This is a genomic window from Desulfobacula sp. (assembly GCF_030611305.1).
In the GTDB taxonomy this organism is placed as follows: Bacteria; Desulfobacterota; Desulfobacteria; order Desulfobacterales; family Desulfobacteraceae; genus Desulfobacula.
Window position 1 is genome coordinate 1 of the sequence record NZ_JAUWQB010000022.1, and the last position, 20,479, is coordinate 20,479.

Genomic DNA, 20,479 nt, shown 5'->3' on the forward strand with positions numbered 1-20,479 from the left:
ACCACTTTACTGTACCTTCAGCCATCTTATATTACTCCTTTGTAACGGGTTCCTTACGAGAACCACTTTGTTATAGAGCCGAGGTATCATTTGATACTTCGACCGGAAGTCTGGATGCCCAGACAAAATAGGTTATAGGTGCACCGCTTTTTTTCATTATCACCGGTTCAGCAACCCGGATAATTGTTGTTCTGCATTCTTCATCAGGGTATCGAACAAGTCTTTTACATTGGGAATATCATGGATCAGACCAATGCCCTGACCGCAGGAAATCACCCCCACATCCGTTTTCCCGTCATTAAACATCAATCTTACCTTATCGCCTGTAACTATGGAAAGCACTTCATCAAAACTGCCGCTATTTTGTTCAATTTCAAAACATTTTTGAGCGGCTGCATTGTTCCAGACCCTGTGAGTCGCCCCGATAGACCGCATGATGAGCATGGTATCCAGCTCAGATGCATCAAACAGGGCCTGCTTTAAATTTTCATGAATGGGGCATTCTTTGGTCAATAACAGGCGGGTTCCCAATATCACTGCCTCGGCGCCAAGACTGAGAAGTGCTGCGATTCCCCTGCCATCTGAAACACCACCGCCGCCGATCACTGGAAGCTTGACTGCATCTACAACGCTTGGAACCAAAACCAGCGTTCCGATATCCAGCTTGCCTGTGGCGCCCCCGTTTTCATATCCCACTACAGTGACAATATCTGCTCCCATTTTTTCCACTTTTCTGGCATACCGAATTCCCACACATTTATGAATCCATATCATGCCAGCATCTTTGAACCGTCTGCATAACTCTTCGGGTGCGGAATGTCCAGAAGTTTCGACAATCTTAACCCCTTTTTCAATCAGAACATCCAGATAATCATTGTTATCGATGGGCCGCATGGAAGGAAAAAGATTGAGATTCACCGCAAACGGCTTGTCCGTCAGTTGTGTGAGCCTGTCAATGGCCCGGGCAAACTCATCTTTTGTCTGGTAAATAGCCGATGCCAGGATACCAAGTCCCCCTGCATTGGATATGGCTGCGACAAAATCAGCCTTTGAAATAGACATCATGGCGCCGCCGATGATGGGGTGCTTTATGCCAAGTAATTGTGTAACACTGGTTTGTAACATGGTTCTCCTTTCCAAACTAATTCATCGGGGTAAAGATAAGGCTGTACGGGGTGATCAATTTTACAGGATCATATGACATTTTAGCTTGGCGAAGGCCTTTGATTCCAAGGTCCTGCTCCCGGTTCAGGTATTGACATTTATCTTTAAGATATTTTGCTGTTTCCTGGTTGATCACCTGAGCCGCCCCTTTAAAATCTATATCAGATTTCTCAAACTGGATATCATAGGTTAAATGGTTCATTTCACTGAAAACAGAAAAAGCAGCCACCTTGTTCCCTACCGTTATCACAAGTCCCTCCAGTCTCAATTCCTCAAAATGATCAAATGATGCCTCTATGGCCCAGGACTCCCGATCGAGTGTCTTGGATCGTTTTTTGCTCCTGTTCAGTTGATCCTGTGCTAACCTCAGGGCTTCTTGCCTGTACTCACCTTTTAACAAGTGTACTTCAAAATTAGGATTGTTTCGTTTAAACTGTGAGATCAGGTTCTTTTTTTTGTGGAGTTTTATCCCGGTAAGTTCACACAGGCTGGCAACATCATAAATGTATTCTGAATGATCACGTTCTTCTTTGACGATATAGTAATTTCCAATTTCAGGGAATTTTTTTAAATAATCTGATGTTAAAAGACTGAATTCAGGCGTAAGGCCCACATTTTTCAAATTTAATGACAAAATGACAAGTTCTTCAGGATAAAAGTCTTCGCCCAGAGGCATAAATGCACATTGAGATAAGCCGTCATAAATCAAAAGCCGTTCCTGGTAAAGGGTCCATGACAGTTTGTAAGCATCCTGCCAGGCATAAAGATTTGAAAAATTATACTCACAGGAAAAGGGCTTAAACGTATCAATATATGTTTGAATAAGCTCCCGGTCATTTAATTCAAATCGATTAAATTTGGAAAATTTTATTTTTTGCGGTTCCCGTAAAACCGCTCCAGCCGCAACCATTTTATCAATCCTTATATCTTAACGGAACATGATCTTTAAGTAATTCAAATCCAAGTTCTTTATAAAAGGAAGATGTTCCCGGCTGGGCGATAAGGCCGATCCAGTCAACATTGTTTTCCCTTAATTTTTCTATTAAAGTTTGAATAATTTTTTTACCAATCCCTTTGCCCCTAAATTCCTTTAACACCGTAACATCCTGAATATAAGCATCACTTGCAAGGTCGGAAAGGGCTCGACCCATTCCGATAAGTTTTTTTTTCCAAAAAACCCCCACAAAAAGAGCTGAATCTTTCACAATATAATTTAAAAATTCAGGCTGGCTGTCATAGGAAGACTCCCACCATCCGGCTTCTTTGTAGAGGTGGATCAAGTCCTTCATTGAAGCGGATTTAATGGGTTTTATAATAAGTTGTGTTGAAGGGTCGCCTGACATTTTTAAACACTTTTCTTTGATTTTATGGATTTAAACATCTTTTGGGCAAAATAAGGCAAAACAAAAGAGGCTTCATGTATTTTGGGACAATAATATTTTAATTGTTTTTGAAAATTTTCAGAAATGGCTCGACACGGCTTTTTTAGTTCCGGCCCCAGAGATCCGAGGCAAATACCGAGATGACCACCCGGATACGTGGGCACCAGAAAATAGGAATATGCCTGAACCTGAAACAGATCTTTTGTGATCTTCACAAGATTGGCAACACACTCCTTGTGAAGGAAGAAAGATTCGCCCTGGGTGGCAATAACACCGTTTTTCCGGAGGGCCGCTTTTAATCCTTCGTAAAACGGTCGTTCAAACAAAACTTCACCAGGGCCGATGGGATCGGATGAATCCACAATAATCACATCATATTTGTTTTTTTGGTCCTGAACCCAGGCACTGCCATCTGCTATATAAACCTTAAGTCTGGGATCATCAAATCCGCAGGCAAGATCAGGCAGAAATTCTTTTGATACCTTGATAACATCTTCATCAACTTCACAAAAATCAATATTCTTTACACAGTCGTGGCGGCCAACCTCTCTTAATATTCCACCATCACCCCCTCCGATGACCAGAACATTTTCAGGATTGGGGTGTGCAAATAAGGGGACATGGGCAAGCATCTCCTGATATACAAATTCGTCTGATTGGGTCAACTGAATAATTCCATCCAGAACAAGCATTTTCCCATGATTTTTGGTCTGATACATGTCAATTTGCTGAAATTTACTTTTTTTGCTGTAAAGAACTTCTTCTACTTCAAGGGATAATGATATTCCGGGCCACATGGGACAAATTTCCGAAAACCATCCGTCCTTTATTTTACTATAATTTTCCATCTTTAATTTATTGTCTCAAAGCGATCTGCATTTTATAATGATCCCCTTTGAAAAACGACATAGCCAATTCTGCGACCTCACGGGGCTCATAAAATTTGCAACTGAATATATCCAGATATATTGAATTTGAGGCATTGGCAAAATGGCCTGAAATCAAGGAGGTTTCAATGAACTGCGTCATGCTGAACCCTTCGACTTTTTCATCTTCTCCAAAATGGACTATCTGGCATTCCCCAAACCGCTTCATATCGATCAAATCACACAGATCATATACAAAACGTTCAATGCTTTTTGCATCCCGGATAATCTGCGGGTCACTGTCATAAATATCAACAGAGGTTAAGACCCCCCATGGGGTTTTTTTTTCATACTCTTTTTTCCAGGAGATCGGATAGATCTTTGAATTTTTAAGAATCTGGCTAACTTTTTTTTGCTCAAACGGCTTGGAAATAATTCCCCTGTTTTGATCGGAAGATATGACAACATTTTCAGATTCAAAAGAATCTTTCATGGAATTGATGGCAATTTCCAGGTCTATATTGTCTCCACAGGTAAATATATCAACGGCAGCATAATTATGTTCCGGCCATGCATGGACTGTAAAATGTGATTCTGCTATAACAACGACACCACTGACTCCCTGGGGCTTGAATTTATGAAACGAAGAGCTGATAATCGTTGCACCACTCTCTTTTGCAGCTTTCAACAACGCTTTTTCAACCCAGTCTTTGTTTAACAGGACTTTTGCTCCGCATTCATAATACTCAATGGTCAGCTGTCTTCCCAGGGAAAAACATGCATTCTGCTTAGAATTACCAACGAATTTAATATTTTTACCAAGCATTAATGCTGTCTCCGATAACGAATAAAAAAATATCTGGTACACCCTGCAAAACTACAGGAGTCCCAAAAAAAATGTTGCTCCTAATGATAAGACCTAAACAATGAATGATCAAGGGCAACAAACTATGTAAAATTTTGAATCAATATATTTCCATTATTGATTCAAATCTGGCAAACTCTGTATTTGTCGGCACGTTCCTTTTCTGTAAATTGTTTATCATAGCTTGAGCATTAAATCTTATATAAGAATTTGCCCGTAATTCATCATCCAAAGTTGTCACAATTAACCCGGGATTATATTTTTTAATATACTCTTCAATATACGGGTTGTCTTTTTCAATGATTTTTGCCATTTTCATGGATTCGATCACATAATCATGTCCGCCATAAATTTTGGTATCTTTCGGCAAAGAAATCAGCCGTTTCAAGGATTGGAAAAAAGCATTAAGATCACCAGAAAAACAATTGCCTATGGTCCCGTTAAACAAGGTGTCGCCAGTTACTAAAAAATCATCCGCCTTGAATGTCACCGAATCTTCCGTGTGACCAGGGGTGTGAAACACTTCCAGAATTTCATGATCCAGATAGATGGTTTGATCTGATTTGATCTGTCTGCAATCAATAAATTGAGCTGTTGTTTTTTTGAGCAACCCCTCATTGCCAGAGGTATGATCATAATGGGAATGGGTATTGGTGACATATTTGATATGGATATTGTTCTTTTCGGCAAAACCCAATATGTCTTCTACCCCCCCTGCATCAATGGCAATACCTTCTCTTGTCGAATATACCAGATATCCCAGATTGTCGGTTGAATATCTAAATTGCTGAATAAACATAAAAGCCCCAAGCCTAAACCCATGAATCATATAAACTTAAGTTATATGAACATCAGTTTTTCAATGAATATTATGGTTAATTTTGAACCTATTTTTACAAGATTTAATAGAAAATTGGAAGTGTTATTATCAAATGACTATACATAATCTGCCAGAAAATAAATTTAGGGTTTTTAAACGTGCTGGTTCACGCTTAGCACAGGACATGCCGATCGAAGAACCACCTGCTCAGTTGTACGCCCCAAAAATGCCTTTCCAGAATCACTATTTTTTGTGTGATGGGCTATCACGATAAGGTCACCGCTTGTTTTTCTTGTAAATTTTAATAATTCAATATAGGGGACTCCCTCCCAGACAGCAATATCAAAATTATCAAAATTTTCCATTTGAGAAATATATAGCTCTTTTATCTTTGTCTTTGCTTTTTTTATTTGATCTTCAATTTGTTTTTGGCTAGAAATGACGGAAGGTCCGGATGATTCAATATCCAATGCATGGAAAATATGCAGTTTACACCCGACATAATCGGCCAGTTTATATGCGAATTGAAAGGCGGACATGGAAGCGTTTGAAAAATCCGTTCCAAAAACAATCTGGTTAAAATACCAAAAACATGTTTCACAAGACCTAGCAATACTCAATACCGGACAATGCGCTTTTGTTGCAATCTTTTGCAGAATTTTTCCAGCAGGTTCTTCCTTTTGAGCATGGGCGCCCAAAATTATGCAATCCACTTTGTTTTTTAGCGCAAATTTAAGAATTTCTTCTGAAGGTTTTCCTTCAATAACCTTATATTCAGGATCTCTTGATTCCTTAGATAACGAATCATATCTCTTTTTCATTCCTCCTTTGACCATCGCTAAATAATCAAGCCCTGAAAATTCCTTTTCTTCTGCCGATATATCCGAAACAAACGGACAGGTTCCCTGCGAGAAATCCGTATCAACGTGGAGTAGAATGAGCTTAGAACCATATTTTTCCGAGAGTTCAAAAGCTGTCTTTGCAGCTATTTCGCAGACAGGAGAAGCATCTGTGGCAAATAATATCTTTTTAAACATAACGACCTCAAAGGAACGACTTATGCGTTTTCACAAATGATCCTTTAAACTGGTGTTTTTAACTCAAAAGGTCTGAAATTTTTTCCATAAGCTTTTGAGCATCAAAAGGCTTACCAAAAACGGCCGCCGCCTTTGGAATCGAATACTTATGGCTTGACAAACCACTAATAACGATGACAGGTGTATTGAAATCCTTTGATTTGCTGACTTTTCTGAAAAACCTGGGGCCCCATTCTTCAGGCATTTCAAGATCAAGTGTAATCAAATCCGGCTTTTCAGCCTTAAACATATCAAGCGCTTTCTTACCATCAACCGCAATACAGATTTCATACCCATTGTCAGCAAAAAGTGTTTCCAGATATTTTGTTATGGCCGGATCATCATCCACGATCATAATTTTTTTGCTCATTATGCCCCTCCTTACTCTTTAATATGGCATTCACCACAAAGTACCGGTCCCTTGTTTTCCTCAAAATGACAGTCCCTGCATTGTTTATGATATGCAACCGAAAGAGAAATAGAATTTTCCTGATCAGGCTTCAGGGAATGACAGTCGGAACAAAGACTGTCTTCGCTGGATTCATCCTCAACCAGTTCTTTACCTTCATACACATGATGACAAACGGCACAATCATCTATCTCTGCCATTTCATTATGATCGTCATGCTCAAACACGGCACTTGGCCTTTGCGGCTTTTCAAACACGGAATTATCCAATCTTTCAAGTTCAGTATTGGAAAATGCATATACTGCCGTGAATATAAACAATATGAAACCCATAAAAATAACTTTCTGTTTCATCTTACTCTCCCGGTTTATAGATTTTCTTTTCCATGGTTTCATAAATGATATCTCCTAAAAACTTTACTTCCATGTTCAGATCATAATGATGAACAATATCTTCAAGCCCGCTGTGACAATTATGGCAGGGAGCAATCAAAACCTCGGCACCGGTTGCCTTTAACTGTTCTGCTTTTACTCTGTTGTTCACCATACGTTCCCCTTTATAAGGAGGGCCGCAGTTGATCACACCGCCGCCTGCACCGCAGCAAAAATTATGTTCCCGGTTCGGTGTCATCTCTATAAAAGATTCGCACAGCATATTTGTCACTTCCCTTGCCATATCGTGCAATCCCCTTCCTCTGGAAACGTTGCAGGGGTCATGGAGGGTAACGGTTTTTTTAAATTTTTGGGCAATCTTGATCCGGCCCGATGTCAGCAACTCATGATAGAATTCCAGGGCATGGACAACCTCAAAAGGAGGCATTGCCCATCCGATCCAGCGGTTTCCCACATCATAGGTTGACCGGAAAGCATGACCGCACTCACCCATGACAATACGTTTTACCTTGAGTCTTGCTGCTGTCTCATAAAATGTCCTGGCAATGCGGCCTGAAATTTCATTATCACCTGTAAACATGGCCATATTGCTGTTATCCCATCCCGGACTTGAGGGCATGGTCCAGTTAATCCCTGCTGCATGCATAATGGTAGCAGCCTGGTATAACAACCCTGCCTGGAATTTAGGTTCCGGGGCGATAACCGAATACATGACATCGGCACCCTCTTTATCCAGCGGGATTCTCAAATTCTCAAACTCTTCCCTTGCATCCTCTTCCTGCCATTGAAGGGTATCAATCCATTCATCCTCTTTCACCCACATCTGGTTCATGGTGGCGGAATGGCTGTTCACAGTGTCCTGAATATATAAAGGGGTTATTTCAAGCTTGTGGCAGATTCTTCGCACCAGCAGCATCAGATAAGCAATGTCAATACCAAAGGGACAGTACATGGAACACCGCTTACAGACATTACATTGTGTCTGGGCAATATGAACAGCCCTTCTTAAGAAATCTATTGATACTTCCCCTTTTTTCTCCAGCATTTCCCAGATGGTCTGTTTTACTTTACCAGCCGGGGAAAAGGCCGGATCACGGTCATTGGAAAGGAAATACAAGCAGGCTTCCGCACAAAGACCACAATGCATGCAGGTTTCCACATAGGCTTTAAACCTGGGGCCGGTCTCTTTCTGCAGCACCTGGTTAATGGTATTTTTTATTCTTTCCGGTGTAAGTCTGGCCAATCCCGCTTCAACAGCTTCATCTGTCTTTCTTTCTTTCACAACAGGTGAGTCATCCTTTGTTTTTATCTCATTTGGCATTTTCATCTCCTTATCGCCTGTTACCAGTCTTTTGCATGTCTGACATTTCCAAATTCAGATCCCATATAAGCCCTTGTCAGGGGAGCCACAATCATGTGGGAAAATCTTGAGAACGGAATGAGAATAAGCATAATCTCACCTGAAATCACATGGGCGATGACCATTGGTCTGTATAAAAAAAACTGGTGATATGCCAGAAAGCCTGTAATAAAAGGCAGTGCGACAATTAAGATCAATATATAATCCTTGGTCGAAGTTAAATACTTTACTTCCGGAACCATAACTCTGCGGATGGTAAAAAACACCAGAGCAAGAACAACCATAACCGTTAATATATCAGCCAAACCGTCATCCAGGGCAATCCAGGAAACCTGAAACGCCTCATTGACTAAAACAATATGGGATGTCAAAAAAATGGGAACTATAAAGAGAAGCAAATGGAAGATATAGGATATTGAATAAAATACCGGGCTTTGTCTTGTACTTTGAGGAAAAAACGGGATTAACCAGGCAAAGATTGATCTTAGGCTGTGTTTAAGGGTCATATAGGAATAAATATATGATTCCCTGGCATTAACATCTTTGATAATAAGAACAATTTTAAGTATCAGACCAAGGATGAAAATCAGAAAAGCAATCCAGACCATTGGCCCCATAATAAAATCGATAAAGGCATTCATATTTATCTCCTTTGAAACATCCTTTTATAAAATCTTGTCCGTTGACATGATCAGCCGTTGATACACACCGTCTTTCACGGCTTTTTGCAAAATTTTCGTGTTATCCGGACTGATCACGGGTGTTGCCATAAAATCATATCCATTGGGGATCACTATATTGTTTACAGCCAGAAAGTATTGGCCCTGCCGTTCGATAACGACACAAACAACCTTGCCATCTGAACTGATACAAGGAGTAAACACCTTATCTGCCGAAAGATCCCATTTTTTTTGATTGACCGCAAGAGTCCAGAACCCTTTGTCCTTGAGAACAGCAACCAGGGTAGAACCGTCTTTGGAATAAAAAAGATCGGAAATCATCTGGTCCGCCGTCATATTCCAGGGCTGATCATTTTGTGCAATGGTCCATTTCCCAAACTTGTTGGATGCAATTGCGGCAATATTTCCGGTTTTTTCCGAAACAACCATTTTCCAGATTTGGTTGTATTGAGTCTTCCAGAAAGGTTGACCATCTTTATAAAGAGCCCATTTGCCACCTTCTTTTACCGGTGCGACTACTGAATCTTCTCCTGAAAGAAACACAGGTTTCCATACAGATTGGAATTTTTTATCCCAGGCTATATCATTGACAACAATGGTATAGTCAGTTCGATCCAGCCGGACACCATAGGCAACATTTTTTCCACTTGAATCAAAGCTGATATCCCAAATGTTCAGAAAATTCTTCTCAATTGCCTTTCCATTAACAGCACAGGAAAAAATCCCTTGCTTAAAAACTTCAATGTCCGCCTGTGCCATTGGCGACACCTGTACGACAGCAGCTACGCTTCCTGTATCACTCAACACCATTTCATTGATATTGCCATACATCTGGCCCCAGGGTTCATCGTTGACAGCCATTCCATATTCCATGTCTTTTTGAATGGCCAGACTCAGGCTTGAACCGTCTTGATTCACCTGTAAATCCCAGATAAAATCAAACCAGTTCTCCCATTCATCACCACTGATGCTCAATGTCCATTCCTCATCACTGCTGACGCAGGCGGCAAATTTTCCATCAGGCAGTGGTCTCAAACTCCAGGCCTTGTCATACTCATTGTCCCAGGTTTCACCATTTTCACACACTGTGAACACACCTTCCTCGACATTTACAATGCTGGCAATGGTTTCTCCATCTGGACTGACATGGGATTCCTCCACCCAGACAAACCGGTCTTCCCACTCCCGGACAGGCACTTCTTTTAAATCCGTACTCCAGTCAAAAGATTTGTTTTCTTCCATTTTTATCTCCGAATTTTTCTGATAAACGCTCATTATCTTTCAGATTCGTTGTTCATTTTGTTAATTCGTTAATAATTGTATCCAAAGAAGCTACAGTTAAGGGCTTTTCAATGAATCGATCTATTCCGGCTTTGAGTATTTCAAGTTTAAGATCATCATTAACAATCGTTGCCATTAGAACTCTTGTAATGCCCGGATTATTTTTTGCAACCTGGTTCAAAAATTCAACACCATTCATATCCGGTAAAAAATAATCTGAAATCACCATATCAATTTTTTGATATTTGAGAGAATTTAAGCCTTCAGACGCTGATTTAAATATTAAAAAATCCATCTGACTGCTGTCAAAGAAAATTTTTAAAGAATCACGAATATGCTCATCATTATCAATAAGCATAATTCGAGGTGACTTTTTTATTTGTTTCGCCATTTAATCCTAATAATTAATTATTAAAACTTTATACCATTGTAAGCAGAAACCATGCCAGAAAAAAGGTTTGTGGATTTAATTTATAAAACCAGCACCTTAGGAGGTTTGGTGTTGAATGCTTATTTAAAAATATATGAATATTTATAAATAATTCGAAATTTATTTAGAAATTTTTCTAATTTTAGAAATTTTTAGAAACCTTATTGATTTATGAGAATGTATCGATTATCATCAACACTTCCTCCCTTCACAGCGGATAATGCTTTTGACGTTTATCAGCCACTGTGAACCTTGCTACAGGTCATTCCGTTTTGCCCTGACCGAAATCAGTGGTAAATGCTTTAAAAAAGGCCATGATCTGTTTTGTTTTTTCTCCTGGACAACCTGATGCCACGGTCATGTCGTTGACCTTGATGACGGGTACTATTTCCTTGTTGGATGCACTAATAAAAATTTCATCCATTTCCAGAAATTCCGCAAGTTTCATATGACGCATCTCAAGCTTAAGGTTTTCCGGAATCAGCTTGAGGATAATATCTCTTGTAATCCCCGGCAAGATGCTATCCGGAGGAGTAATGATGGTGGTGCCTTTGATGGCAAAAATATTGGTGGTGGTGCCCTCCAATACCCGCTGGTTCCGATCAACATAGACTGCTTCTACGGCCCCGGTCTTGTGGGCTTTCTGTAATGCAAACACGGCTGACAAATAATTGACACTTTTGGCGGTGGGGATAAATCGTTCTATATCAACGGTGATAATGGATGCACCGGCTGTATACCACCAATCCGGCAACCGAAGTTTGGGGGTGACCATGACCATGAGAATCCCGTTACCCTGGGGAGTCACCCCGTCCGGGCTCACACCGCCGGTATAAACCAGCCGGATATTGGATTCACTGTGATGGGGATTCCTGTCAATGGTTTCCCGCACAATTTTACATATTTCTTCGTTGGTGTGCAAAAATTTCAGACCGATTTCCTTTGCCGAATTTTCAAAACGTTTAACATGCTCTTTAAGATAAAAAGGGCGTTTGTTGTAGGTAATCAGAAAGTCAAATACCCCGAATCCCCTTAAAACAATAATATCCTTGACAGGAATCCGGGCATCCTCATCATCAATAAATTCTCCATTGACATAATATGTGTCCACTTTTTTACACCTGTTTATTTATGTTCTACTATTCTGTAAGCACGAGATTGTTTCGGTGAATGATTTCATCATAGTGCTTACCACCAAGACACGCTTCTATTTGGAACGTTTTTAATCCCTTGATCAAATTGATATCAGAGGATCTGCAATTGATTGAATATCCATTTTTTCCCTTAAATTAAAATTCCAATTCTTTTGGCCAAAGATTCATTCATCCATTAAATTCGTTACCCTGTCAAGGGGAAAACCCAAGGTAGGCAGGAGGCAGAAAATCAAAAATTTGCAAAATTGCCGAACCATGGTTATGTTCAGTGAAAATAACAGCAGAGATATTATGCCTTGAAATTTAAAAGGAACTGACCATGACAGATAAAGCTGCCCAGTTAATTAAAAACATCCCTTTTTCCACACCTGTGGATATCGTTAATCTTGTTGATTATGAAGAAGGAAGAGTTGTCAGTAGAACCCTTTCGAGCAAATCCCACGTCAACATCACCCTGTTTGCCTTTGATAAGGATGAAGAGATCAGTGCCCACACTTCCCCCGGAGATGCAATGATTCAGGTTCTGGATGGTGAAGCTCTTATCAACATTGATGGCAAAAAAATCAAAGCAACCAAAGGACAGGTGGTGGTCATGCCGGCAAATGTGCCACATTCCGTAACTGCCTGCTCTCAGTTTAAAATGCTTTTAACCGTGGTGAAACAGGCTGTTGCCATCAGTGGCATGTAACCGAGGATTACTTATTTGATATCTTTTTCCATCGGTATCTAAAGGTGTGATGGTTCATATTTAACAATCTTGCGGCTTTGCTTTCATTGCCTTTTGAGAGTGCCAAGGCTTGTTCCATAAATTTTTTTTCAGTATTTTCAAGCAATTTGTCAAGATTAATCCCTTCAGGACCGAGATCCTGACGTGGCTTAGGTTCAGATATGCCTTTATCATTCAACGAACTTGACGAACCCTTTAACCCGTCCAGTTCAAGCCTGTCGGTTTTTGCAACAAGTACCGCCCGTTCGATCATGTTTTTTAGTTCCCTGGCATTGCCTGTAAACTCATATGATAAAAGATGTTCTTCGGCCTCTTGTGAAAATCCTTTTAAAGTTTTTGAAAATTTTTGATTAAATTCATGTAGAAAATGTTTGGCAAGGGGCATGATATCCTCTTTCCTCTCGTTTAGGGAGGGGATTTCAGCCTTGATCACACACAACCTGAAATATAAATCTTTTCTGAATTTTTCCTTTTTAACAAGCTCTTCAATCTTTTTATTGGTTGCAGAAACAACCCGGGTCCGGACATGGTATTTTTTTGTTCCCCCGACCTTATAGAATTCACCAGTCTCTAAAAATCGCAAAAGCTTTGCCTGTCCTGCCAGGCTCAAATCCGCAACTTCATCAAAAAAAAGTGTGCCGGCATCTGCCTCTTCGATAAAGCCTTTCTTTCCCTGTTTGTTTGCACCGGTAAACGCACCGGATTCATACCCAAACAACTCTGATTCAATCAGGTCTTCCGGAAAGGCTGAACAGTTGACGGGAATAAATGGCCCTTGGAAAACAGGGCTTCTGGCATGGATAGCCTTTGCAATAAGTTCTTTCCCGGTGCCGGTTTCTCCCAGAATCATAATCGGCGTATCAGGACTTTTTGCGACCATATTAATGAAATCCATTACATCTTCAATATTCTTGCTTTCCCCGATAAAACAGGGTTGGTTATCCTGAAGAAACTTTTCCTGGAGAATTTTTACCTCTTTGATAAGTGCAATTGATGAAATCGCTTTTTTAATGGTCAGTTCCAGGATATCCGGATTAATGGGTTTTAAAATAAAATCAAATGCTCCGATCTTCATAGATTGGATCACCATGCTGATATCTTCATAGGCGGTGATCATAATGACGGGTATGTCATTTGTTTTTTCTTTTACAATTTCAAGGGCCTCTATACCGTTCATCACAGGAAGACCAATATCCATTAAAACCAGATCCGGTGTTCTATTCTCAATAGACGCTAAAAATGATTCTGCATTTTCGAAAAGACTTACATTAAATTCATTCGAAAGTGTTATATCAAGGGCATCCCTGATGATCTCTTCATCGTCGACAATGGCAATGGAATACTTTATCATAATAACCTGATTACACCTCTTTGTTTTTTAAAGGCAGCTCAATGATGAACTTGGCCCCTCCATTTTCTGACGTCTGACACTTTAGCGATCCCCCGTGATCTAAAATAATACGATGACAGATACTCAATCCTATACCCGAACTGTTGGATTTTGTCGTATAAAAGGGATCGAAAATTTTTGACTGTTTTGATAAGGGGATCCCCGGGCCTGTATCTCGGATAGTGATGACAACATGATCGTAATTTTTAAACGTTTTCAGGATGATTAATTTTTCGCCCTGAAAGTCTTTCATAGCTTCTGCTGCATTGGTTATCAGGTTTAATATGACCTGCTCTATCAAATGAGGTTCTGCAAAGCATTTTGGGATGTTCGGATCAAGATCTTTTTCAAACCGAACTCCGTTTTTTCTTAATGTAACCGATGTCAGTTTTGTAATTTCCTCAATATAATCATTCAAATTAGCCATAATAAATTGAGGCTGACCCGGTTTTGAAAAATCCAGTACCCGCTTGATAATCGATTCGATCTTATATGAAGCAAATTCGATTTTATCAATAATCGATACAACTTTAGTGATATCCCCCATTTGATTATAGATTTTTTTTAACGCCTTTAAATAAATATATATTCCAGATAACGGGTTTCGTATTTCATGGGCAATACCGGCGGTTACTCTCCCAAGGGAGATCATTTTGTCTTGTATTCTTAAAAAGTTCTCAGCTTCTCTTGAATCCGTGATGTCCAGAATATTGGTTAATACGGATTCAACCCCCAGATAATCAATTTTGGTCGCGCTTAGAAGGGCCCATCGGATTTCCTGGTCTGTCTTATCTTTCCCGGCAGGATTATATCTGAAATCGGTTTCAATACGCCTGATTCTATTAGACAGCAACTCAGTATACAATTGTTTTATTCGGGCCCGGTCTTCTGAATATACGTCTAAAAACTCAGGGGGATCTAACACTTCGCTCGTTAAACCATGAATTTTTCTAGCCCCATGATTTTTATAGACAACTTTATTGTTCTGTGTGATAGAAATACTATTCAATGAGTTCTCTATCAGGGTTTTAAACCGAATCCTGCTTTGTTCAAGGTCTTTTTCTGTAAATTTTCTTCTCTCTTCCAAATCAAGACGATACAGGCTAAAGGCAATATCATCTGAAATTTCTTTCATAATATTCTTTTCAATGTCATCTGAGGCAAGCTCTTTGGGTATGGACACAACCATAAAACCATAGTTTTTCTTCTCATATTCCAGCCGGACGGCCAAAGCGCCTCTGTTGGAATAGTTTTTTGAGAGAATACACTGGGTACATTCCTTTACAGGATCGTTGACAGAAAAAACTTTTTCTGAAAAAAGTGTATGCTCAATGCAACGAGTAAACTGTTGATTTTGAATATTTTTTTTAATGTTCTCAAGCTGAGATCCAATCCCGGAATCTGCGATGAGATCAATAGTTTTATCAGACTCGAACAACCCGATCCAGGCATTATAGTATCCTCTTTTTTCAACCAGGATATTACAAATACCTTTAATTAGTTTTTCTCGGTCATTTTCATTGATCAGCAGTCTTCCAACATCCCTGATGGTTCTCAGAACAAGATTGAGACGTTCAATTTTTTTAATTTTTAAGTCTTTCTCCACAAAAGATCCTTACAAGTCAAAAACATTAAATATTATCCACTTGATTATTTGTTTTTTGCCCTAATGACAAGGAAAAACCAAAATTTATTTTTAGATTTATATGTAAAAAATTTCCGGATCTAAATTATAGAAGGGTTGTAGTACATTGATCCATTGTTTAAAGATCAAGTCAATTGGTTTGAAGTCTTTTTTTAAATAGTGTTTGAACGAAACCCGCCAATTCCACTGGTTACTGCCCCGGCATCAGGTTTTTGATAAAATTTAGGATATATCACGATGCCGGCATTTGAATGCGATGATTTAAGAAGCTTCCCGAGTATGATGCCTGCACCAAAAAACAAAAGCAGTCCAATCCCATTAAGCCAAGGCATATATGGACTGTCACTGCCGGCAATAAGCAAACCTGCAATCCAGGCTGTTCCGGTAACCCATATGAAACATTTTTCATATATTGTTTTTTGAATTCGTTGCATTTACATACCTCTTGTTTTAAATATCTCACAATTGTTGAAAAAACTAAACACAGCACTCAAAAAAAATCTACCTGTATTCTCGACAACTCCAGATGATCTTGCCGATAATTCTTACTTTATCTGTCTCTTCTCTCTTGAGGTAGATAGGTTCATAGTCCTTGTTGTCACTGCAAAGGACCAGTTTGTTGGGATGTTTTTCCAATCTTTTTATTAAAATCGTGTCTTCCACACCCACTGCATATATAGCCCCGGCAAGTATATTTTTTTGAGATTGATCAATCAGAACGGTATCACCCTCTTTTATCACCGGTTCCATACTCTGCCCGAAAACTTCCATGGCAACCATATGGTTGGCAGACCCCTTGCCTGCCAGCCACTTTGTTTGAAAGGAGAGATAATTCGTTATATTTTCTTCACAGTCAAAAGACCCGGTGCCTGCAGACAGTCTTGCCACCACTTTTGGAATATATTTAAATTCAACATCACTGCCTGATTGTGTATGAATAAACACGTTTCCAATACCGGTCTCAATCCATTTGGGGTTAAAACCGAATTTCCTATACAGCTTGACAATCCATTTATCCGGGATCTTATTATTGTTTCTTGCATGCGTTATTCCGGACCTGTTAATTTCGAGCTCTTTTGCAAGCTCTGACTGAGAACTGATACCTGTAGCATCAACGATTCTCCTCATTAATGCATCTATTTTATTCTCAGTCATATGATCCTTTCAATTATCCATCCAGTTTAGATTATCTTCTTTTTTTTCACATATGATGAAAAATTGCAACACTTTTTTTATTTTTTCCCAACTTTTGTCTGAGTTGAAGCACACTATATTTTTTCAAGGGAGCTTGTAAATTGATAAGATAACTTATAAAAATTATATAATGACTATGACGAATGATATAAGAGATCAGGCCTATCTATCCGGAAGTGCGGTGCAGAAGCTGAACTTTGTAAATGATTCAGGTCGCTATATCTTCCGGAAACATTACCGGTCGGGCTTAAGGTCTCACATTTTTGAAATTCTCATGGCCGAAGATGTTCTAAAGGAAACTTACGGACTGGACATGGATGGCGTACGAATGTTTCCCAGGGCCAAACCGAAAAAAATGTTCAGAATCTTAAGAAACAAGTTTGAAAATAAAGAAGAGATTTTTTACGAAATAAAAAAATATCACATATTGTTAAAATTTCTGGGGCCGGGGTTCATTGCAGAATCTGATGAATTTATTGTTGACTATACAGGAGCAGGAACAAGCCAAATTGTCCTGTGCGGTCTTCAAGAATATATTGAAGGAGAAATGCTTGACCCCTGGAGATTGTTCGGTGAAGACTACTTACGGGATTTGTTCAAATTCAATATACACGATGATTCTCAACTTCAGACATTGGTTCGAAAGGCTCAGAAAAATATAGCGGAATTCGTTAAAAGAACCCGGCAGATGATCACCGATACGGGACATATTCCTGACCTTGCAGGTGTCGGCAATCTGATATTAACCCCTGATGGGGCTCTAAAACTGGTTGACATCAACAATATTGTTAAAATCAAACTTGACGATTCGATCCTTATCGATGATAAAGGATATCCTTCCTGTGATATATCAGTCGAAGTTCTGTCTATCCTTGAACGGAAAATTCTTCAAAAAGATATCCATACGGATGACCCGCTTTACCGGCTTTTTTTATCACCAGAGAGAAAAAAGAAAGTAAAGGCTCTTGAAAAAGAGTTCTACAAAAAATTTTACGTGGACAAGGCCTGGCGCTCCTAATCTGCTTTATTCAGGTTCCGCAGGATTTCCTGGTAATGGAGCCTTTCCTTGTCCTGGAAAAAAATCCCGACACCATAGGGCTCATTTTCAGCCATCCGCATGGCAGTCTCCATATTTTTTTCTTCTTTGCGCCGATTTAACTCGTATACCTTCTCGTTAAGATTCTTCCAGGTCTTGTTTTCCTTATCAAAGGTCACGCATGGGGTCAAAATCTGGATAAAACTGAACCCTTGATGCAGTGTTGCCTCTTTGATGATTTGTTTTAATCCCTGGGGATCACCTGCATACCCTCTTGCCACAAACGATGCGCCATAGGAGAGTGCAAGCTTAATAGGATTCAATGGGGTATCCGGATTTCCCGCCGGGTGGGAATTGGTCCTCATTTCATAGGGTGTTGTTGAAGAAGACTGGCCTTTGGTCAACCCGTAAATGGAATTATCGAACAGCAGAAAAGTGATATTGATATTTTTTCTTGCCACATGGGGCAGATGCCCGCCGCCGATACCCAGGGCATCCCCATCCCCTGCAATGGCAAACACGGTCAGGTCTTCTCTTGCAAGCTTTAATCCTGATGCCACAGGAATGGACCGTCCATGGAGGGTATGAAAGCCATAGGAATTGATAAAAATCGGGGTCCGGCCAGAGCAGCCAATACCACTGACGGTTACAATATTTTCATGTTTTAAATCCAGTTCCCTGCAGGCCTTGTAAAAGGCATCGACGATTCCAAAATAGCCACAGCCGGGACACCAGGTAGGAAGATCTGCCGACCGGTATTGTAAAAAATCAATGCCTCTGACTGTCTCTAATTTTTCATCCAAATATGCTGATCTGATTACTTCCATTACATTTCCTTCATTTTTTGAAGAATATCTTCTGAGGCCATGGGGCGGCCGGTGATAAAATTGAGTCTTTCAACATGTCTTTTTAGAATCTGGGTTGCAAAATTGGCAAATTGTCCTGAAAAGTTCAGTTCTGGAATAAGAATTTTTTTACATTTATCTGCAAACTCAATCAACGCTTTTTCAGGAAAAGGCGACACCATCATGGAGCTGAAAGAAGATGCATTGATCCCTTTCTTTTGAGCAGACATGGCAGCCTCGTGAGCTGCCCCTGCGGATGATCCCCAGGAGATAACGCCAATGTCAAATTCATCCCTGTCAATTATCGATATTTCAGGTGCAGGTGCTTCTGAAAGAACCGTGTTGAATTTTCGAAATCGCTTTTGGGTCATTTCCAGATGACCGGCCTCACTGTAATTTGGCCTGCCAGACGCATCATGCTCCAGTCCAGTTGAAAAGAACATGCCGCCGGGTGTTCCGGGAATGGCCCGTGGTGAAATACCGTTTTTTGTAATCTTATATCTCTGGTAATCTTTAAGATCATTTTTATCCGGTGCAATATTGGCATCAAGGTATTCTGAAAAAGGCTTTTCCGGAATATTAATATTCCTGATACTGTTGGACAGAAAAAAATCGAGCAACAGCACCACAAGGGTCTGGTATTTTTCAGCAAGATAGAGGGCCAGAACCGTTGCCTCATAGCAGGACTTTGTATCAGTGGGTGCAAGGACAATTCTCGGGCAGTCACCCGTCCCTCCTGATACAGCACTATTAAAATCGCTCTGCTCTGTCTTGGTCGGCATGCCGGTGGAAGGCCCAGCCCTTTGTGAGTCAATAATCACTGCCGGCACTTCTGCCATGACGGAAAGCCCTGTGAACTCTGTCATCAGGGCAAACCCCGGACCGGATGTTGCTGTCATGGCACGTTTTCCACCAAACCCTGCACCAATGACAGCACCAATGGCTGATATTTCATCTTCTGTCTGCAACAAGATTCCCCCATGCTTTGGCAATTCCCTGCTCAATATTTCCATAATTTTTGTCGCTGGGGTTATGGGGTATCCTGCATAAAATGAGAGGTTGGCATCCAGGGCCGCTTTTGCCACCAGTTGATTGCCGTTGATAATAAGTTTTTCTTTCTGTTTGGGCGAGGTTATACCTTTAAAAGAGTATGGATCAATCTTTTTAATATTCTTCTTTGTCCAGCTATATCCTTCCAAAAAAGAATTCACATTGGAATCAATCACAATCTGTTTCTTTTTTGCATAACGTGCTTTTATAGAATCGGTAAACCCGTGTTTATCTACATAAAAAAGAGCTGCCAAAGCACCCAGAGCGACCATATTCATTCCTCTTGCATTACCTGTCGCTTTATGAGCCAGCATATTTAAGGGTATCCCGTAGGAAATCATACCGGGTTTTGTCCAGCCCACCACACTTTTATCCTCTTTGTGGGGTCTTACCGGTTGACTGTCATAGATCAGTATGCCGTTTTCCTTTAAAGTGGACAGCTGAAATATGGAGTGTTTGTCGTTTAATGCGATTAACACATCTGCAAGCTTACCCGGAGAGTAAATACGGCTCGTACTGATCCTTGTGTGGGCCACACATTTTCCAAACCCCCTGATTTCTGCCGGATACGAATCAAAAGACATGATCTCAAATCCCTGACCGCTCATGAAACGGCTTAGTATTTCTCCGGCGGAAATGGTTCCCTCGCCTGCGCTACCACAAATCTCAATAACTATATTAATATCTTTCATTCATCATTATCCTTGTTTGAG

General features: G+C 40.1%; 22 protein-coding genes. 2 read left to right on the forward strand and 20 right to left on the reverse strand.

The window, feature by feature from the left end; translation table 11 throughout:
• Positions 1–159: 159 nt before the first annotated feature.
• From QAI40_RS06195 to QAI40_RS06260, 14 genes are all read right to left on the reverse strand, one after another.
• The gene (locus QAI40_RS06195) at positions 160–1,125 is read right to left on the reverse strand and encodes an NAD(P)H-dependent flavin oxidoreductase (RefSeq protein WP_299979338.1); all 966 of its coding nucleotides are present in this window, start codon (positions 1,123–1,125) and stop codon (positions 160–162) included.
• A 16-nt stretch (positions 1,126–1,141) separates the two neighbouring features.
• The gene (locus QAI40_RS06200; RefSeq protein WP_299979337.1) at positions 1,142–2,074 is read right to left on the reverse strand and encodes a DUF2156 domain-containing protein; all 933 of its coding nucleotides are present in this window, start codon (positions 2,072–2,074) and stop codon (positions 1,142–1,144) included.
• 4 nt (positions 2,075–2,078) lie between these two features.
• The gene (locus QAI40_RS06205) at positions 2,079–2,507 is read right to left on the reverse strand and encodes a GNAT family N-acetyltransferase (RefSeq protein WP_299979334.1); all 429 of its coding nucleotides are present in this window, start codon (positions 2,505–2,507) and stop codon (positions 2,079–2,081) included.
• Positions 2,508–2,509: 2 nt separating this feature from the next.
• Positions 2,510–3,394: a spermidine synthase gene (speE, locus tag QAI40_RS06210; RefSeq protein ID WP_299979331.1), complete on the reverse strand. Its 885-nt coding sequence runs from the start codon at positions 3,392–3,394 to the stop codon at positions 2,510–2,512.
• A 7-nt stretch (positions 3,395–3,401) separates the two neighbouring features.
• Positions 3,402–4,238 carry an adenosylmethionine decarboxylase gene (gene speD / locus QAI40_RS06215; protein ID WP_299979328.1) on the reverse strand — a complete coding sequence of 279 codons (837 nt, stop codon included), beginning with the start codon at positions 4,236–4,238 and terminating at the stop codon, positions 3,402–3,404.
• A gap of 139 nt (positions 4,239–4,377) precedes the next feature.
• Positions 4,378–5,076 (reverse strand): hydroxyacylglutathione hydrolase family protein, encoded by a 699-nt coding sequence (locus QAI40_RS06220; RefSeq protein WP_299979325.1) that lies wholly within the window; start codon positions 5,074–5,076, stop codon positions 4,378–4,380.
• Between the two features lie 173 nt (positions 5,077–5,249).
• Positions 5,250–6,134, reverse strand: coding sequence for a universal stress protein (locus QAI40_RS06225; protein WP_299979322.1), 885 nt, complete (start codon positions 6,132–6,134; stop codon positions 5,250–5,252).
• A 58-nt stretch (positions 6,135–6,192) separates the two neighbouring features.
• A complete protein-coding gene (divK, locus tag QAI40_RS06230) occupies positions 6,193–6,543 on the reverse strand; it encodes a DVU0259 family response regulator domain-containing protein (RefSeq protein ID WP_299979319.1) in 351 nt (116 codons plus the stop codon).
• Positions 6,544–6,554: 11 nt separating this feature from the next.
• The gene (gene tmcA / locus QAI40_RS06235) at positions 6,555–6,935 is read right to left on the reverse strand and encodes an acidic tetraheme cytochrome c3 TmcA (RefSeq protein ID WP_299979316.1); all 381 of its coding nucleotides are present in this window, start codon (positions 6,933–6,935) and stop codon (positions 6,555–6,557) included.
• Between the two features lies 1 nt (position 6,936).
• Positions 6,937–8,295 (reverse strand): electron transfer complex ferredoxin TmcB, encoded by a 1,359-nt coding sequence (tmcB, locus tag QAI40_RS06240; RefSeq protein WP_442875351.1) that lies wholly within the window; start codon positions 8,293–8,295, stop codon positions 6,937–6,939.
• A 20-nt stretch (positions 8,296–8,315) separates the two neighbouring features.
• The gene (tmcC, locus tag QAI40_RS06245; RefSeq protein WP_299979310.1) at positions 8,316–8,975 is read right to left on the reverse strand and encodes a TmcC family electron transfer complex membrane anchor subunit; all 660 of its coding nucleotides are present in this window, start codon (positions 8,973–8,975) and stop codon (positions 8,316–8,318) included.
• 24 nt (positions 8,976–8,999) lie between these two features.
• Positions 9,000–10,256 (reverse strand): electron transfer complex subunit TmcD, encoded by a 1,257-nt coding sequence (tmcD, locus tag QAI40_RS06250; RefSeq protein ID WP_299979307.1) that lies wholly within the window; start codon positions 10,254–10,256, stop codon positions 9,000–9,002.
• A 52-nt stretch (positions 10,257–10,308) separates the two neighbouring features.
• Positions 10,309–10,686, reverse strand: coding sequence for a response regulator (locus QAI40_RS06255; protein WP_299979304.1), 378 nt, complete (start codon positions 10,684–10,686; stop codon positions 10,309–10,311).
• A gap of 301 nt (positions 10,687–10,987) precedes the next feature.
• Complete coding sequence (locus QAI40_RS06260; RefSeq protein WP_299979301.1) at positions 10,988–11,836, reverse strand: aminotransferase class IV; 849 nt, start codon at positions 11,834–11,836, stop codon at positions 10,988–10,990.
• Positions 11,837–12,198: 362 nt separating this feature from the next.
• Between QAI40_RS06260 and QAI40_RS06265 the strand changes: the two genes are divergently transcribed.
• Positions 12,199–12,567: a cupin domain-containing protein gene (locus QAI40_RS06265; RefSeq protein WP_299979298.1), complete on the forward strand. Its 369-nt coding sequence runs from the start codon at positions 12,199–12,201 to the stop codon at positions 12,565–12,567.
• A 7-nt stretch (positions 12,568–12,574) separates the two neighbouring features.
• Here QAI40_RS06265 and QAI40_RS06270 read toward each other — a convergent pair whose 3' ends face one another.
• The 4 genes from QAI40_RS06270 to QAI40_RS06285 all read right to left on the reverse strand — a co-directional run bounded on the left by QAI40_RS06270 (position 12,575) and on the right by QAI40_RS06285 (position 16,796).
• Positions 12,575–13,957, reverse strand: a complete 1,383-nt coding sequence (locus tag QAI40_RS06270; RefSeq protein WP_299979295.1) for a sigma-54-dependent transcriptional regulator — start codon at positions 13,955–13,957, stop codon at positions 12,575–12,577.
• Positions 13,958–13,967: 10 nt separating this feature from the next.
• Positions 13,968–15,602, reverse strand: a complete 1,635-nt coding sequence (locus tag QAI40_RS06275; protein WP_299979292.1) for a GAF domain-containing sensor histidine kinase — start codon at positions 15,600–15,602, stop codon at positions 13,968–13,970.
• Positions 15,603–15,793: 191 nt separating this feature from the next.
• Positions 15,794–16,075 (reverse strand): hypothetical protein, encoded by a 282-nt coding sequence (locus QAI40_RS06280; protein ID WP_299979289.1) that lies wholly within the window; start codon positions 16,073–16,075, stop codon positions 15,794–15,796.
• 67 nt (positions 16,076–16,142) lie between these two features.
• A complete protein-coding gene (locus tag QAI40_RS06285) occupies positions 16,143–16,796 on the reverse strand; it encodes a LexA family transcriptional regulator (RefSeq protein WP_299979286.1) in 654 nt (217 codons plus the stop codon).
• Positions 16,797–16,971: 175 nt separating this feature from the next.
• Between QAI40_RS06285 and QAI40_RS06290 the strand changes: the two genes are divergently transcribed.
• Positions 16,972–17,853 carry a hypothetical protein gene (locus QAI40_RS06290; protein ID WP_299979284.1) on the forward strand — a complete coding sequence of 294 codons (882 nt, stop codon included), beginning with the start codon at positions 16,972–16,974 and terminating at the stop codon, positions 17,851–17,853.
• Here QAI40_RS06290 and QAI40_RS06295 read toward each other — a convergent pair.
• A complete protein-coding gene (locus QAI40_RS06295; RefSeq protein ID WP_299979281.1) occupies positions 17,850–18,698 on the reverse strand; it encodes a thiamine pyrophosphate-dependent enzyme in 849 nt (282 codons plus the stop codon). The genes QAI40_RS06290 and QAI40_RS06295 overlap by 4 nt on opposite strands.
• Positions 18,698–20,458: a 2-oxoacid:acceptor oxidoreductase subunit alpha gene (locus QAI40_RS06300; RefSeq protein WP_299979278.1), complete on the reverse strand. Its 1,761-nt coding sequence runs from the start codon at positions 20,456–20,458 to the stop codon at positions 18,698–18,700. The genes QAI40_RS06295 and QAI40_RS06300 overlap by 1 nt, the downstream gene beginning before the upstream one ends.
• Positions 20,459–20,479: the final 21 nt, after the last annotated feature.

Bases quoted from the DNA above. Each gene is read 5' to 3' on its own strand.
- QAI40_RS06225 (WP_299979322.1), bottom strand. From the start codon at position 6,134: ATGTTTAAAAAGATATTATTTGCCACAGATGCTTCTCCTGTCTGCGAA.
- QAI40_RS06270 (WP_299979295.1), bottom strand. From the start codon at position 13,957: ATGATAAAGTATTCCATTGCCATTGTCGACGATGAAGAGATCATCAGG.
- speD (WP_299979328.1), bottom strand. From the start codon at position 4,238: ATGCTTGGTAAAAATATTAAATTCGTTGGTAATTCTAAGCAGAATGCA.
- tmcA (WP_299979316.1), bottom strand. From the start codon at position 6,935: ATGAAACAGAAAGTTATTTTTATGGGTTTCATATTGTTTATATTCACG.
- QAI40_RS06220 (WP_299979325.1), bottom strand. From the start codon at position 5,076: ATGTTTATTCAGCAATTTAGATATTCAACCGACAATCTGGGATATCTG.
- QAI40_RS06195 (WP_299979338.1), bottom strand. From the start codon at position 1,125: ATGTTACAAACCAGTGTTACACAATTACTTGGCATAAAGCACCCCATC.
- QAI40_RS06290 (WP_299979284.1), top strand. From the start codon at position 16,972: ATGACGAATGATATAAGAGATCAGGCCTATCTATCCGGAAGTGCGGTG.
- QAI40_RS06285 (WP_299979286.1), bottom strand. From the start codon at position 16,796: ATGACTGAGAATAAAATAGATGCATTAATGAGGAGAATCGTTGATGCT.
- QAI40_RS06295 (WP_299979281.1), bottom strand. From the start codon at position 18,698: ATGGAAGTAATCAGATCAGCATATTTGGATGAAAAATTAGAGACAGTC.
- divK (WP_299979319.1), bottom strand. From the start codon at position 6,543: ATGAGCAAAAAAATTATGATCGTGGATGATGATCCGGCCATAACAAAA.
- QAI40_RS06300 (WP_299979278.1), bottom strand. From the start codon at position 20,458: ATGAAAGATATTAATATAGTTATTGAGATTTGTGGTAGCGCAGGCGAG.
- QAI40_RS06265 (WP_299979298.1), top strand. From the start codon at position 12,199: ATGACAGATAAAGCTGCCCAGTTAATTAAAAACATCCCTTTTTCCACA.
- QAI40_RS06200 (WP_299979337.1), bottom strand. From the start codon at position 2,074: ATGGTTGCGGCTGGAGCGGTTTTACGGGAACCGCAAAAAATAAAATTT.
- tmcB (WP_442875351.1), bottom strand. From the start codon at position 8,295: ATGCCAAATGAGATAAAAACAAAGGATGACTCACCTGTTGTGAAAGAA.
- tmcC (WP_299979310.1), bottom strand. From the start codon at position 8,975: ATGAATGCCTTTATCGATTTTATTATGGGGCCAATGGTCTGGATTGCT.
- QAI40_RS06280 (WP_299979289.1), bottom strand. From the start codon at position 16,075: ATGCAACGAATTCAAAAAACAATATATGAAAAATGTTTCATATGGGTT.
- QAI40_RS06255 (WP_299979304.1), bottom strand. From the start codon at position 10,686: ATGGCGAAACAAATAAAAAAGTCACCTCGAATTATGCTTATTGATAAT.
- QAI40_RS06205 (WP_299979334.1), bottom strand. From the start codon at position 2,507: ATGTCAGGCGACCCTTCAACACAACTTATTATAAAACCCATTAAATCC.
- speE (WP_299979331.1), bottom strand. From the start codon at position 3,394: ATGGAAAATTATAGTAAAATAAAGGACGGATGGTTTTCGGAAATTTGT.
- tmcD (WP_299979307.1), bottom strand. From the start codon at position 10,256: ATGGAAGAAAACAAATCTTTTGACTGGAGTACGGATTTAAAAGAAGTG.